We start from the raw sequence: 13,697 nt of genomic DNA, 5'->3' as shown, positions 1-13,697 counted from the left end.
GGGGAGACATAACCATGAGCAGCTGGTTGATTATCATCGTACTTGCGGTCCTGCTAGTCATCAGCATAGGTAGGCTGGTATTTCTTCATTGGGAGATCAAGGGCATGACCCATCAACTAATGAATATCATCGAACATTTCGGTACCAATGAGCTGGTTCGTACCAACACACGCAATAAAAATGTTGTTCGTTTCCTTTCTCGAATTAATCAGTTGCTTCGGTTATTTAAACAGGATCAGCAGCAAGCACAAAAACGAGAAAAAGAACTCAAGCAGGAAATTACCAATATTTCACATGATTTGAGAACACCGTTAACCTCTATGCAAGGTTTTACGGAATTGTTAAATGACCCTTCCTTATCAGAAGCAGAGAGAAGCGAGTTTTTACAGATTATCCAGCAGAAAATGGACCACTTGACCATGACAGTAGATATGTTCTATGAGATCTCGCAAATAGATTCAGCTGATCAGCCTTTAGAGACCGAACAGGTATCACTCGATCAAATCGTAATAGAAACGATGCTGATGTTCTATAACGATTTTGAGAAAAGTAACTTGCAGGTAAAGATGGAAGAAACACCTGTATCACCGATATGGGCTGATAAAAAGGCTGTCCATCGAATCATTAATAATATCATCCAGAATGCATTGCGTTATGCGCAAACCTATTTTTCTATCGACTGGGTCGAAGAGGACGACTATGTTCGTTTACATGCCGCAAATGATATTACTGGCGTTAATCAAAAAGATGTCGAACGTATGTTTGATAGAAGCTTCCGGATAGATCAGAGTCGCGCGGATGGACATTTAGGTTTAGGCTTGCACATTGTACAACAGTTGGTTGACAAGCAAGGAGGCCATGTAACCGCCTATCTGCATGAAAATGAATTTCAAATAGAGGTTTGGTTTAGGAAATAAGGTCGAATAATGATAAGAGCAGCGTACATGAAATAAAAGCGTCCATTTAGTTCAAATGGACGCTCTCCCTGTGCTTACTTATAGATGAACAAGAATATTAATCAGCTTGCCGAAAGGATCACGGACATAGAATCGCCGAACCCCCCAAGGTTCCTCGACTGGCCCATATTCAATAGCAATCCCTGCTTCTTGCACACGAACCAATAAATCATCCAAGTCGTCCACTTCCATTGATAGATCAGGGACAGGCGTTCCAGACCCTCCTTGTGAGAGAAAGCTAATTTGTGTATCCATTTTCTCATGCGAACCGAACGTTGTAATAAACCCCAAATCCATCAACTGATCCAATCCAAGAATCTCCCCGTAAAAATAAGCAGCCTTTTCCATCTCAGGTGTTTCAATATTAGCAACAATACGTTTAACCTTCATCATTATCCTCCTTATAAAAAAATCATGATGGTATTACTACTATTCTAATCACGTCATATGCACATTGCAATATAGGAAAGTACTCCTTTCACCAACATTATTTGTAGTCATCATTTTCTTTAGGAACAACTGCCTGTTTAGCAAAGGAAAAATAAGGGTAGAAATAGGATATAGCAAAATAACATATGATTTTCAAATAAAGGAGTTTCATCATAAAGGAGCGAATAAAAATGGCAAATCAAAAAATCACTTTAAAGAAAAAAGAATTAGTGGCCAAAGATACGATGGCGTTTCATTGGGAAATGCCAGATGGATTTGATTTTAAAGCAGGTCAGCTCACTCATATTAAGCTGATTAACCCAAGTAAAACAGATGAAGAAGGGAATAAAAGAGCCTTATCGCTGGTCTATGCACCGAGCGAAAATGAATTAGTGACGGCTACGCGCATAAGGGATTCTGCTTTTAAGCAGGAATTAAAGGATTTACCAGAGGGAAGCGAGGTCGAATTTGATGGAGCAAGCGGAAGTTTCACCCTCCACAAAACAGAATCCACTCCGGCGGTATTTATTATTGGCGGTATTGGGATCACACCTGTCCGCAGCATGATTGCCGAGGCTACGAATCAAGAGACAGATCATGAGATAACGTTATTATACTCCAATAAAACCCCAGAAGATGCCCCATTTCTATCCGATTTGGAGGAAATGGCAGAAAGAAATCCTGATTTCCAATTTGTTCCGGTTATGACAAGGTCAAGTGCCGATGAATGGGGTGGTGAACGTGGTCATATTGGTGCCAAGCTGCTCAAACGTTACGTTTCCGATATCCATAAACCGATCTATTACCTGTCTGGTCCCGGCGGTATGGTGGAAGCGATGCAAGATATGCTGATAGAAGCGGGTGTGAATGAAGATAACATCCGTTCCGAGGAATTTGCTGGATATTAAACAAATGGTGTCCATAAGGAAAAAGGGAGGAGAAGGGGTGCTTTTCACCTCTCCCTTTTTAAACAGGGAGTTGATGAGGATGCTCGTGCATAATGGGAAACAAATATACGAACGCTGGGTTCAGGCATGGAATCAAGATATATCTGTGTTGGATGACATAACATCCCCTGACTGTACCGTACATCAAGCAAGGCTTGACCAGCAAAATTCGGAAAGGCAGAAGGGGGCAGAAGCGCTAAAAGATATGATTGGGAGCGGGTGTGCCTTCTTTGACGATGTAAAGATGTCTATTGAAACAGGGCCTATCGAAGAAGGAAATTATGTATCTGCTCGATGGCGTTTCACCGGCACGTATAACGGAACGATGCCAGGTGCACAGGCAAAGGCAGGGAAAGTGATAGCTTTTCAAGGGATGGATATCTTCTTTCTGGAGGACGGAAAAATCAAAGATTACTGGGTAAGTTCCGATGGGGTTCATTTTATGCAGCAGATGGGTATGCTGTGAAGCTGTAGCACCATTTAATTTACTGTTCCCGCGATTCAGGCTTTTTCCATTGAAAGAACATTTCAGCTAGAGAAATCAATAAAACAATCCAGAAAAAACCGTTATGAAATGAAATACCCACCGAAGACTCGCCGCCTAAAAGGGAAAATATCCCGATCAGGCATAGGATATAAATCGTTATAAACGCTTGCCATTTCAGTCCATCTTGTCTATCATTCTTTGTGTAACGCTGAAAAAATAGACTGATAAGGATACAGACAAGAAGCAGCATGCTAACCGTCGTCTTAGAAACTACTAATTGTTGGATAGGGAAATAATCATAGACCAATAATAAGGTTAACAAAAGAAGGGCAAACCCTGAGCATAATTTTGAAATAAGGCATTCTCCTATGTTATTTTTAATAACTTATTTTAAATGATAAACAAGGGATAAGCAATCGGTTCCATACATAGAGAAGGCAAGATAACAAAGAGCAGGTTCTGCGTGGATTGACCTCGAACCTGCTCTTTGTTTGATTATTCAACTTAGGAATGAACAGGAGATTGCTCCAACCCTTGTTTCTGATCACGCTTGATGGTCATAAGCAGACTAATGGCACTTAATAGCAATAACACACTGCTAAAAATAAAGACAGCGGCAATATCATAAAGCCCTGCAATCCAGCCACCCACTACTGGACCGATAATATTACCTAGAAAACGAATACTTGTGTTATAACCTAGTACTTCCCCTTGAATTTGATAAGGAGAAACCTCACGAATATAGGCCGTTCGAAGCGGAATGACACCGCCAATTGCTGTTCCTAATAGAAAGCGAACCACTACTAATTGCCAAATCGATCCAACAAACGCCCCTGGTAAGAAGAAAATGGCTGATAAGAATAAAAGAATAACCAGTACCTTTTCATAGCCTATTCGATCTCCTAACTTACCCCAATTTCTCGACATTAATAAATTTCCTAAACCAGCAGCGGAAAAAGCAAGACCTGAAAAGAAGGCAATGCTTGCCGGTCCATGAATTTCGCTGACATATAAGGAAAGAATCGGTTGTATACTAAAATTGGCTACTTGCACAAACATCGAGACAAGCATAATGACCACCAATACCGGCTTACTAATAATGTGCTGTAGCACCTGACCAACCGAATAATGACTTTCTGCTTGTTTTGTTTTTTGTTTTAACTCTTTTGTACCAAACGTTACTAGAAAAGCGGCAATAAATAAAGTAGCGGCAGTTAATTGAAAGGTGGCAGAATAACTAAACGTATCCGCCAATATCCCACCGAACAGCGGCCCTAATAAACTACCGGTGACATTACCCGTTTGTAACGTACCTAGTACTTTTCCAGCGATTTTTGGAGGTGTTTGGGTAGAGATAAACGCCTGTGACATAGAAATAAAACCAGTAAAAAAACCCATAAATAAGCGTAAGAAAAAAAGCTGCGTCACATTGGTAACAAAGCCCATTAAGAATACACTAATGCCTAGACCAAATGCAGCAAAAACCAAAAATATCTTCCGTCCATGTTTATCACCAAATCTACCCCAAAATGGCGAAACAATAAAGGCGATTAAAAAAGAAATAGCAAATACCCAGCCGGACCAACGCTGGACATAGTCATCAGAATAATTGCCTAATGTTTCAATATATAAGGATAGAAATGGAATGACCATCGTCAAACTAGCGGCAATAAAAAAATTCGCAAACCACATAATAGCTGCATTACGCTTTGCGACTTGTTCTACATTCACTATATTATCCCTTCTTTAGTCCTTTTTATTTCGTTACCCTAAATAATAGTATAGCGCTAAGTTAACTGAATGGAAAATGTTATGCTTACTTGGATGAGGTAGTAAAAAAATAAACAACTCTATCCCTTAACGAGCAGCATCGTTAAGGGATAGGGGGTGTTACCCATGAACATAAGTATCTAAACCAGCTATTATTCCTGCAACCGCTTTTTCTTGATAATGATCGGTTTGAATCAGCTGCTGTTCCTCCCCATGACTAATAAACCCAAGCTCTACTAGAATGGCTGGCTGCTTGTTCTCCTTTAACACTTGAAAATCTGCTTGCTTTGTTCCGCGATCTTGAAGTTCCGCATGATCAATCAATGAGGCCTGAACAGATTTCGCAAGCTTTTGATCTTCTACACCATCGTGATAAAACGTTTCGATTCCACGTGCCGCTGTTTCTGTCGAGGCATTATAATGTAAGCTAATGAAAATGGCTTTTTGTGCGGAATTGCTGATACTCACTCGTTCTTCTAATGGAATATACGTATCATTCGTCCTCGTTAAGGTAATGGAAACCCCTTTATCACGTAACTGTTTTGCTAATTTATTTGCCGTAGATAACGTTAACGTTTTTTCATTTACTTCGGATCCAATGGCGCCGGGATCTTTACCGCCATGACCGGGATCGATCACAATATGATAATCCTCTAACGTGTTTTCACTAGCTTGCTTTGTTGGATCTGTCTGTATTTCTTCCTGTGCTTTTTCAACATGTTTCTGTTCTTTGTCACTATTTTCTTGATCTGTGGTTACTTGCTTGTGCTTTGCTGATGCCTTCGCTATCTCCTTTTCCGTTGGTTTCTCGTTATCTACTTTCTCCGTTTCTTTATCTAGCAGATATAAAGCGATCCATACTTCTTTATTCTGATAATAGGTCTTACCCCAACCGTTTTTTTCTTGAAAAATAGTGACCCTGTCTCCCTTATTTAATGTTGTTATAATCGTTGCATGGGTATCAGGTGCGTTACGCACATTGACAGCAGGTGCTTGCACATGATATAACTGTCTATCTTCTTCAGATGTAGTAGTCTCTGTTTCTCTGTCTGAATCAGCTGCTTGATTCGCATTCACTTCTGATAACAGGTGGATAGCAACCCAGACTTTCTCACCGTTATAAAAGGTTTCGCCCCAACCATACGAATCTTCAAACACCGTTACCTTTGCACCGCGCTGCAACTCTGCAACTACATTTGCTTCCTGAGCAGGTGCGTCTCGTAATTCCACTTTTTCTGCATTGACCTCGTACATTTTTCCGTCATTTGCATGCACATTAGGTAAGAAAATAAATAGGCAAACACAAAAAGCGATACCTATGATTATGTTATACTTCATATTGGATAAACCTCCGATTCATAGTTTCTAATATTGACAGGTTTGCCAATCTAGTTTATGAATATACCTTTTATTTCAATATTTATTGAAGTTTCGAAGGTTAAGAGATAAAAACTTTTAAAAAAGCAGGTGAACATATGGAAGAGATACGTATACTGGTGGCGGATGATGAGAAAGAAATCCGTGATTTGCTAAAAAAATACTTAGAAAGAGAGTTATATCAAGTAGACGTAGTGGCTAATGGGGAAGAAGTGTTGCAAGCGTGTCATCAACATTCCTATAATCTATTGCTATTGGATTTGATGATGCCAAAGCTAGACGGAATAGAAGTATGTAGAAGGATTCGAGCAACGTCTAATGTGCCGATCTTAATGCTTACAGCAAAAGACCAAGAAGTAGATAAGGTGCTGGGGTTGGGCATTGGAGCGGATGATTACTTGACAAAGCCATTCAGTATTAATGAAGTAATTGCCAGGGTAAAGGCATTAATTAGAAGATACTTGGTGCTGGGAAGTGAAGAAAGTACGACCGAGCATACATCGATAACGTATCCACATTTAACCATCGACCGAAAAAAATATAACATTACTGTTCATGGACAGGATATCCCATTGACCGCTAAAGAATTTGAATTACTGACGTTTCTAGCTTCCCATCCGGAACAGGTTTTCACCAAAACACAGTTATTTCGCAATGTCTGGGGAAGCAGCTACATTGAGGATGACAATACCGTCATGGTTCATATTAGAAAACTACGAAAAAAGATAGAGAGGGATCCATCAAATCCAGTATTTATACAAACCGTCTGGGGCATAGGCTATAAATTTGTAGGTGAACACGATGAAAAAGGATAAGGTATTATTACTTATTGTCTGCCAATTTTTTATATTAGCAGGTATATTTCTTATCGATACTTCTGTTAACGGACCGGCTAAAGAACAAGCTATAGGTGTGCTATTTACGTTGCTAATTCTTATCACTGTGATGTTAATTGGGATGAGAATTCGTACTTTTTTACAGTTAAAGCAAATAAATAAGGCCATCAAGCGAGCTGTTCAAGGAAACTTAAAAACCAGATTATGGACGAATCCCGACCATACGTTAGATGATATCATTTTTTCCATCAATGAATTAATAGAAGAAGCAGAGGAAATACAGATTCAATCGCTACAATCACAACAAGCACGAGAGAAGATACTTTCAGGTATTTCCCATGATCTTCGTACACCGCTTACATCCATAATTGGCTATATCGATGCCTTGAAGGATGGTATAGCAGCGTCAGAAACAGAAAAACAAGCGTATTTGGATATCATATCCAGAAAATCAAGCCGTTTAAAACATCTAGTGGATGAACTTTTTCATATGGCCAAAATAGATGCGGATGAAATCCATTTGGAAGAAGAGCAGTTAGATTTTGCTGAAATAACAAGAGAATCATTGATTGCGTTCTTGCCTGATTTAAAACAAGAAGCCATTGCATTACATACGACCATTCCAGAGAAAACCTGTTTTATTCAAGCAGATCGTTTGAGTTTGACACGGGTTATCGGCAATCTCCTAAAAAACGCCTTATATTATGGGAAAGAAGGAAAGGTGCTAGGAGTAGAACTAACTGAATCGGCTAATGAGTATCAGCTTTTGATTTGGGATCAGGGTCCTGGGATAAGTGATCAAGATATGCCCTATGTATTTGACAAGATGTATCGCGTGGACCAATCCAGAAATCAATGGAACAAGGGGAGCGGTCTTGGATTAGCTATTGCAAAAGCACTGGTAGAGAAACAGCACGGAAAGATTTGGGTGGAGAGCAACCCCTGGACAAGAACGACTTTCGGCTTTTCCCTTCCTAAATATGACGAAAAAAACCTTTTTAAGAAACAATTAAGAAATCATTAAGGGCGTTTTAAAATTTGTTCCTTATAATATAACTATAAGTAGGGAAAGCAGGTGTTTACCATAAGCGAAATTATTAAAACGTCCCATTTAACGAAAACTTACCAGCAGCAACATGCTGTAGATCAGCTTCATTTAACGGTAAATCAAGGAGACATATACGGTTTTCTTGGCAGAAACGGAGCCGGAAAAACGACTACCATCCGCATGCTATTGGGATTGATTAAACCAACCTCTGGACGCATCGAAATATTTGGGGAGAATTTCTTTAAACATCAAAATGATATTTTAAGACGGATAGGTTCCATCGTAGAAGTGCCAGGTTTTTATGAAAATCTAACCGCAAAAGAAAATTTATCAATCAATGCGAAAATCATGGGGGTTCATAAGAGAAATGCACTGGAAGAGGCTTTAGAGATAGTTGATTTACAGCATGAAACAAAAAAGCTAGTGGGACAATATTCGTTAGGCATGAAGCAAAGGTTAGGAATCGCTAGAGCTCTGCTTCATTACCCAGAATTATTAATACTAGACGAACCTACCAATGGCTTAGATCCAATTGGCATTAAAGAAATGAGAAACATGATTCAAACACTGGCAAGAGAAAGAAACATAACGATTTTTGTGTCCAGTCATATTTTATCGGAAATCGAACAATTAGCTGACCATATCGGGATGATTCACGAGGGCAAACTTCTAGAAGAAATCTCCTTTCAGCAAATGAAAGAAAGGAATCGCAAATATTTAGAATTTCAAGTCTCTAACGATCATAAAGCAGCGATGATTTTGGAAAAACACTTTGGTATTGTTGATTATGAAGTTCATCTTGGGGGCAACATTCGTATCTATTCTCATGTAGGACAACAAGGAAAGATCAATCATGCGTTGGTTGAACATGGGATAGAAGTATTCAAAATAATGATAAACGAAGACAGACTGGAAGATTACTTTACCAAACTAGTTGGAGGTGGTGCCATTGGTTAGTTTATTATGGACGGAATGTTTAAAATTAAAACGCTCCAGCATGCTGTTGATAAGCATACTTGGCGCTACAGTAGCTCCTTTTGTTGTAGTGGTTGCAAGCTACATTAGTGAAGAGACAATTCTTTTCGATCAGCTTTTCTTTCAAGTCAATTTGTATACCGTTCTTATTATAGGCGTTCCGTTATATGGAGTAGTAACAACTTATCTTTTTCATCGGGAATACACGGAAAACACATTAAAAAATTTACTAACTATCCCTGTGTCCCGTCTAAGTTTCATGGTGAGCAAGATGATGTTACTATTCATCTGGATTTCACTGTTAACCGCACTGGCTTGGTGCCTCACTGCCGGAATAGGTTTATTACTACAGTTTGATGGTTGGAGCACTTCGCTGTTATTAGCATCATTGCAGCAATTTGTTACGGGTGGCGTATTATTATTTATCCTTTCCACTCCCATCATATTCGTTACATTGGTGATGAAAAATTATGTCCCCACCATCATTTTTACGATTATTATCACGCTGATCAACGTTATGGCAGGTAATTCAGAACATAGAGGGTTATTTCCATGGGCAGCAGCAGGTGATATAGCAAATCAAACACTTCCGGCCACTTATCCAGCTGAATATTCTTATACAATGATTGCCATTACGGCGCTGGCTGGGGCTGTAATGATGATCGCCTATTTTCAGAAAACAGATATTCATTAAAAAGAGAGGGAATCAAATGATGGAATCTTTTAGTCAGATCTGGACTTTACTGCAATATTTTATCCTTGGTCTTGTTCAAGGAGTCACAGAACCAATACCCATATCATCTAGTGGTCATATCATTATTGTCAGGAAATTATTTAACCTGGAAACAGAGGGATTATCTTTTGAAATATTCGTCAATTTTGCTTCTTTGCTTGCTGTTATGCTGATATATCGTAAGGATATCGCTCGTTTATTCATGAATACATGCCGTTTTCTATTAAAAAGAGAGCCAGCAACGAAAAAGGACTTTATGTTTGTGATCTATTTGGTGATTGCAACCATTCCTGTTGGGATTATCGGCCTGCTATTCGGAGATGTACTTGGTGAAGTTTTAAATGGAACAGAAGTCGTCGGAATTACGCTGTTAGTCACAGCACTGGCTCTTTGGATGATTCGCAACTTACGTGGTCGTAAACAAGATGGCGATTTGTCGACAAAAGATGCGATCATCGTCGGTCTAGTGCAGTCTATTGCAGTGACACCAGGCATCAGCAGATCTGGTGCAACCATTGTTGCTTCGATGCTTGTTGGGATGAAAAAAGAAACGGCCTTGCGTTTTTCTTTTTTACTCTATATCCCAGTCAGTTTAGGTACGGGTCTATTAGAAATCCCTGAGATCACAAGAGATCCAGCGATGACTCAGTTGTGGGCGCCATATCTGATAGCCTTTATTACCGCTTTTATCGCAAGCTACTTTGCATTAAAGTGGTTTATGCATATCATGTTGCGTGGAAAACTCGAATATTTTGCGTTTTACTGTATCATTGTCGGTATTATGACCCTCGTTTTTTTATAATAAAGAAACTTTCTCCTGTCAAAATGAAGACGGGGAAGATGTGGCTCTATTTCAAGAAAGTGATTCGGATATTGCCTTTACAAGCGGAAATTTCTCCTTTCGTACCAGCGTTGTGTGCAGCTCTGATATTACCACTTTTAAAGAATACTTACCAACAGCAATGCTTTTGACCAGAGTTTATTGATTGCCTCTAAGTATACATAGGAGTAGGCTGGTGGCTTGTTAGTGCAGCGTCGAATTAGTAAGATGGTAATGTATACCAAAAGGAATTATCTTGAAAATAGTAAAGCGATGAAGAAAATGATGATTTGGGAATTGACATAAATACAAATATGAAGAAACGAATTAGTACATATGCAGTTAATGATAAAGAATTCGGTTTAATAACCGCGCATATGCCATCGGGAAGAATTCGGTTTAATTTGCAAAAGATTTTTTTAAAGCTGTGAGTGGTTTGAAGATTAGAAATTGATAACGAAGTATTAGATAATATAGAAAAAAACAAACTGCATCCTAGTGTTTAACAAAATTCTGTCTCACTATCTAAAGTATACTTAGTATATGAGACGGAATTTTGTTTTTTATTACGACTTCCGATAATATATATTATGTCTACTAGATTTTTTTTATATATTGCCTTAGTTGTGGTACTTAACTACCCTTTCTTGTTTTAAGGGCATTTTTATGCATTTTCAATTCCCGATCCTTTAATTGATCTAAAGGTAGTAATTCTTTTTGAAAAGCTGCATATTTTCTTTTTAGATACAATCCTTTATTTTGGTATATCCATTCAGAAAATAATTTAATGGTTCTACGTCCACTTACATATACACGAAAAAATGTATCATGTTCCGTGAAATTTGTCTCCAAACCATTTGCCTCTATTTCATTTTTTAATGCATCCATAAATGATTTAGAACCACCTACAAAACTGACAAAGAATTTTTCATAATTAACAAAACCATCACCATCAAAATAACCTCGAATAAAATGACTCATATATTCCTTAGGTACGTGCGGAAATTCAATAGTACTTGATTTGTTAGGTTTTACCCCATGTATTTCGATTAAATCATTCTTCATTACTTTACTATTTATGGTTAACATATAAACTCCGGTATCTTTATTTTTAACAATCGGTTGATTGGATCCTAATTCTTCTCTTATAGCTTCAAGAATATATTTTTCTTTTTGAGCTATGCTTACAAATTGAACATCTCTAGCTATGGTTCCATCTGCTATGATAAAACCTAGTATATATGCCATATTATTTGACCATGTTTTAAAATAATTTTCATTTAATGTATATTTTCTCTTCCAGCTCCCGCGTGGTCTCATTTCAACATGATGCTGTTTCAATAGCATTCGAATATACCTCGAGGAAACGTTTGCAATTGTTGCGATTTCGGTTGTACTTTCTCCATCTTCATACAATTTGATAATTTCATTAATCTCTAAATTTCTTTTGCTAGAACGCCGACACATATTTATTCTTCCCCTCCCACCGCCACTAAAAAGAACTAGTGTTCCTAAATTAATTTTAACATATTATTTTATATTTGCAAGCCATACACCCGCTATGTAAAACGTCACCACTTAGTATCGTAATCAACAAGTAGCGACGTCCTTTCAACAAATAGATACATTCTTATTTTTATTATCTGCTCTTATTGTTAAAATGATGTACTCCTCTATTGTTTTTTAATTGGTCTTCCACCACTCCACTTTGATAACTCTCATTCAACTGATTTTGCACCGTTTGAACGCCTTTACCACCTTCAAATGGTTGCTTGTTATTCTTCTCTTTCTTATCCATGGCTAACACCTCCTTGTCTTTTAGTATGTACCAAACAACGGAGCTGCTGTACGACAATTTTTTCTAAAATTAGGCTGTTTCATTCTAATTACCGGAAATGCATCCTTTTCTTTCATTTTTATGAACATTGGTCTTTGCTATTTACCAATAATCCTTTATCAAACTCCGACAGAAGACTCCCACCTCAAGGAATGTGAAGGGCATAGCCCAATGAGTAGGTGGGAGATGAATGTCGGTAGTATCCTAAATAGTTGAAAACAGCGAACATTTGTGCTATAATATGATTGTAAGTTGCTCTTTGAAAACTGAAGATAGGAGGTTGTTGCAGGAAAATCGTCTGCAACGTAAAATCTTCAACGTTCAGTCGCCCCACACGACCCGAAGTTGCGAAAATCAAGCTAAAGTAGGACGTGTGGCGAGTCGGGCGTACAAGATATAAAGCACGAACCGTTGGGATGACGGGGTTAGCCTGCTAAAAAACTGGTGGATGCACCGGTGTTCGCAGGAATCTCCCACTTCAAATTTTCATTAGAAAATGAAGTGGGGGTAGTTCAAAATAATATACAATTGATGAAAACGAAAACATTTTATCTCCGTTATGATTGACCTCATAGTGAACAACAGCTTATTAAGTTATATATTTCACAAAAGGAGGTGAAAATTTGCCCAAAACTGTTCAGCCTCATATCCAATTATCAAATGACATAGCAGTTGATAAAGTCCTCCTGCCTGGTGATCCTGCACGTGTAGATCGATTAAAAAAGTGGTTGGATTCTCCAAAGGAATTAGTCTTTAATCGGGAGTATAAAAGTTTGATTGGATACTACAATGGGACTCGTGTACTCGTGATGTCAACTGGCATGGGCGGACCATCCACTGGAATTGGTGTGGAAGAACTTGCGAACATTGGGGTCAAGTATGCGATTCGGATAGGCAGCTGCGGGGCCCTCCAACCTGAAATGCAGCTTGGCGATCTTCTTGTCGCAACGGGTGCGATCCGTGATGAAGGAACAACCAAGGCTTATATGGAAGAAATTTATCCAGCTGTTCCAGACTTTCAGCTTTTAGCCTGCATCAAGCAAGCACTAAACACCAAACATGTCGAGATTGCCAGCTATTTGGACTTCCTGTTGTTTTGCACAGTCATCCTTCTCTCATGCCATCATGGGATCCCAGCTCTGGTCAGAGGTTTGCTTTCATGTCCTCCGCACGCTACTTCACAGTACGCGCACTACATGTCAGCTAATGCTTTCCGGCTGGGCGGCGCATTCGGGACTTTCACCCTTTAGTGGTATGTGCTGCCACTCGCGAAAAACAAAGGACTTTTTTAGAAAGTCCTTTGTTTCGATGCCAAAAAATTCTGACTGATCATCAAGCCTCTTTCTGTTGTTTATCACTCTTCTGTTCCGTAGTATCACAACAGTCTTTTTCACTGGCTTTTACTTCCTCGATTTCAATACTACAACAGTCTTTATTGGACTTAGAGAGCAATTTTTTAAGCCCTGACTTTTTTTCTGCCAT

General features: G+C 38.7%; 16 protein-coding genes. 9 read left to right on the top strand and 7 right to left on the bottom strand.

All coding sequences use genetic code 11. The features are described 5' to 3' along the window. The first annotated feature begins 14 nt into the window (after positions 1-14). On the top strand, positions 15-917 hold the full coding sequence (locus BN6556_RS16595) for a sensor histidine kinase (protein ID WP_066193493.1): 903 nt from the start codon (positions 15-17) through the stop codon (positions 915-917). A gap of 78 nt (positions 918-995) precedes the next feature. Here BN6556_RS16595 and BN6556_RS16590 read toward each other — a convergent pair whose 3' ends face one another. Further along, a complete protein-coding gene (locus BN6556_RS16590; protein WP_066193491.1) occupies positions 996-1,346 on the bottom strand; it encodes a VOC family protein in 351 nt (116 codons plus the stop codon). A 230-nt stretch (positions 1,347-1,576) separates the two neighbouring features. Between BN6556_RS16590 and BN6556_RS16585 the strand changes: the two genes are divergently transcribed. Both BN6556_RS16585 and BN6556_RS16580 read left to right on the top strand, forming a co-directional pair. Continuing rightward, the gene (locus BN6556_RS16585) at positions 1,577-2,293 is read left to right on the top strand and encodes a ferredoxin--NADP reductase (protein WP_066193489.1); all 717 of its coding nucleotides are present in this window, start codon (positions 1,577-1,579) and stop codon (positions 2,291-2,293) included. A 79-nt stretch (positions 2,294-2,372) separates the two neighbouring features. Further along, the gene (locus tag BN6556_RS16580) at positions 2,373-2,798 is read left to right on the top strand and encodes an ester cyclase (protein WP_066193487.1); all 426 of its coding nucleotides are present in this window, start codon (positions 2,373-2,375) and stop codon (positions 2,796-2,798) included. Positions 2,799-2,817: 19 nt separating this feature from the next. Here BN6556_RS16580 and BN6556_RS16575 read toward each other — a convergent pair whose 3' ends face one another. The 3 genes from BN6556_RS16575 to BN6556_RS16565 all read right to left on the bottom strand — a co-directional run bounded on the left by BN6556_RS16575 (position 2,818) and on the right by BN6556_RS16565 (position 5,927). Next, on the bottom strand, positions 2,818-3,141 hold the full coding sequence (locus BN6556_RS16575) for a hypothetical protein (RefSeq protein ID WP_066193485.1): 324 nt from the start codon (positions 3,139-3,141) through the stop codon (positions 2,818-2,820). Between the two features lie 182 nt (positions 3,142-3,323). Continuing rightward, positions 3,324-4,550 carry an MFS transporter gene (locus tag BN6556_RS16570; RefSeq protein WP_316245333.1) on the bottom strand — a complete coding sequence of 409 codons (1,227 nt, stop codon included), beginning with the start codon at positions 4,548-4,550 and terminating at the stop codon, positions 3,324-3,326. Positions 4,551-4,709: 159 nt separating this feature from the next. Beyond that, positions 4,710-5,927 (bottom strand): N-acetylmuramoyl-L-alanine amidase, encoded by a 1,218-nt coding sequence (locus tag BN6556_RS16565; RefSeq protein WP_066193483.1) that lies wholly within the window; start codon positions 5,925-5,927, stop codon positions 4,710-4,712. A 137-nt stretch (positions 5,928-6,064) separates the two neighbouring features. On the opposite strand from BN6556_RS16565, the gene BN6556_RS16560 reads away from it, so the two are divergent. The 5 genes from BN6556_RS16560 to BN6556_RS16540 are packed head-to-tail and all read left to right on the top strand — an operon-like array spanning position 6,065 to position 10,360. After that, a complete protein-coding gene (locus BN6556_RS16560) occupies positions 6,065-6,781 on the top strand; it encodes a response regulator transcription factor (RefSeq protein ID WP_066193480.1) in 717 nt (238 codons plus the stop codon). Then, positions 6,768-7,826 (top strand): sensor histidine kinase, encoded by a 1,059-nt coding sequence (locus BN6556_RS16555; RefSeq protein WP_066193478.1) that lies wholly within the window; start codon positions 6,768-6,770, stop codon positions 7,824-7,826. The genes BN6556_RS16560 and BN6556_RS16555 overlap by 14 nt, the downstream gene beginning before the upstream one ends. A 60-nt stretch (positions 7,827-7,886) precedes the next feature. Next, the gene (locus BN6556_RS16550) at positions 7,887-8,807 is read left to right on the top strand and encodes an ABC transporter ATP-binding protein (RefSeq protein ID WP_148436835.1); all 921 of its coding nucleotides are present in this window, start codon (positions 7,887-7,889) and stop codon (positions 8,805-8,807) included. After that, entirely contained in the window at positions 8,800-9,519 is a 720-nt protein-coding gene (locus tag BN6556_RS16545) for an ABC transporter permease (protein WP_066193474.1), read from the top strand. Before BN6556_RS16550 ends, BN6556_RS16545 begins: the two co-directional genes overlap by 8 nt. A gap of 19 nt (positions 9,520-9,538) precedes the next feature. After that, on the top strand, positions 9,539-10,360 hold the full coding sequence (locus BN6556_RS16540; RefSeq protein ID WP_066196540.1) for an undecaprenyl-diphosphate phosphatase: 822 nt from the start codon (positions 9,539-9,541) through the stop codon (positions 10,358-10,360). 651 nt (positions 10,361-11,011) lie between these two features. Here BN6556_RS16540 and BN6556_RS16535 read toward each other — a convergent pair. After that, the gene (locus BN6556_RS16535; RefSeq protein ID WP_066193472.1) at positions 11,012-11,845 is read right to left on the bottom strand and encodes an LAGLIDADG family homing endonuclease; all 834 of its coding nucleotides are present in this window, start codon (positions 11,843-11,845) and stop codon (positions 11,012-11,014) included. 172 nt (positions 11,846-12,017) lie between these two features. After that, positions 12,018-12,176 carry a hypothetical protein gene (locus tag BN6556_RS22330; protein ID WP_162840603.1) on the bottom strand — a complete coding sequence of 53 codons (159 nt, stop codon included), beginning with the start codon at positions 12,174-12,176 and terminating at the stop codon, positions 12,018-12,020. Between the two features lie 662 nt (positions 12,177-12,838). Between BN6556_RS22330 and BN6556_RS16530 the strand changes: the two genes are divergently transcribed. Then, on the top strand, positions 12,839-13,465 hold the full coding sequence (locus BN6556_RS16530; protein WP_066193468.1) for a nucleoside phosphorylase: 627 nt from the start codon (positions 12,839-12,841) through the stop codon (positions 13,463-13,465). 82 nt (positions 13,466-13,547) lie between these two features. On the opposite strand, the gene BN6556_RS22325 is transcribed toward BN6556_RS16530, so the two are convergent. After that, positions 13,548-13,697: a hypothetical protein gene (locus BN6556_RS22325; RefSeq protein WP_162840602.1), complete on the bottom strand. Its 150-nt coding sequence runs from the start codon at positions 13,695-13,697 to the stop codon at positions 13,548-13,550.

The sequence above is a fragment of the Gracilibacillus timonensis genome, assembly GCF_900086715.1.
GTDB classification, from domain to species: domain Bacteria; phylum Bacillota; class Bacilli; order Bacillales; family Amphibacillaceae; genus Gracilibacillus; species Gracilibacillus timonensis.
The sequence above is the reverse complement of the archived record's forward strand: the minus strand, read 5'-3'. Positions and strand labels throughout refer to the sequence as shown.

Coding starts and splice junctions, on each gene's coding strand:
- BN6556_RS22325 (WP_162840602.1), bottom strand. CDS start 13,697: ATGGCAGAAAAAAAGTCAGGGCTTAAAAAATTGCTCTCTAAGTCCAAT.
- BN6556_RS16590 (WP_066193491.1), bottom strand. CDS start 1,346: ATGAAGGTTAAACGTATTGTTGCTAATATTGAAACACCTGAGATGGAA.
- BN6556_RS16580 (WP_066193487.1), top strand. CDS start 2,373: ATGCTCGTGCATAATGGGAAACAAATATACGAACGCTGGGTTCAGGCA.
- BN6556_RS16595 (WP_066193493.1), top strand. CDS start 15: ATGAGCAGCTGGTTGATTATCATCGTACTTGCGGTCCTGCTAGTCATC.
- BN6556_RS16535 (WP_066193472.1), bottom strand. CDS start 11,845: ATGTGTCGGCGTTCTAGCAAAAGAAATTTAGAGATTAATGAAATTATC.
- BN6556_RS16540 (WP_066196540.1), top strand. CDS start 9,539: ATGGAATCTTTTAGTCAGATCTGGACTTTACTGCAATATTTTATCCTT.
- BN6556_RS16560 (WP_066193480.1), top strand. CDS start 6,065: ATGGAAGAGATACGTATACTGGTGGCGGATGATGAGAAAGAAATCCGT.
- BN6556_RS22330 (WP_162840603.1), bottom strand. CDS start 12,176: ATGGATAAGAAAGAGAAGAATAACAAGCAACCATTTGAAGGTGGTAAA.
- BN6556_RS16565 (WP_066193483.1), bottom strand. CDS start 5,927: ATGAAGTATAACATAATCATAGGTATCGCTTTTTGTGTTTGCCTATTT.
- BN6556_RS16555 (WP_066193478.1), top strand. CDS start 6,768: ATGAAAAAGGATAAGGTATTATTACTTATTGTCTGCCAATTTTTTATA.
- BN6556_RS16585 (WP_066193489.1), top strand. CDS start 1,577: ATGGCAAATCAAAAAATCACTTTAAAGAAAAAAGAATTAGTGGCCAAA.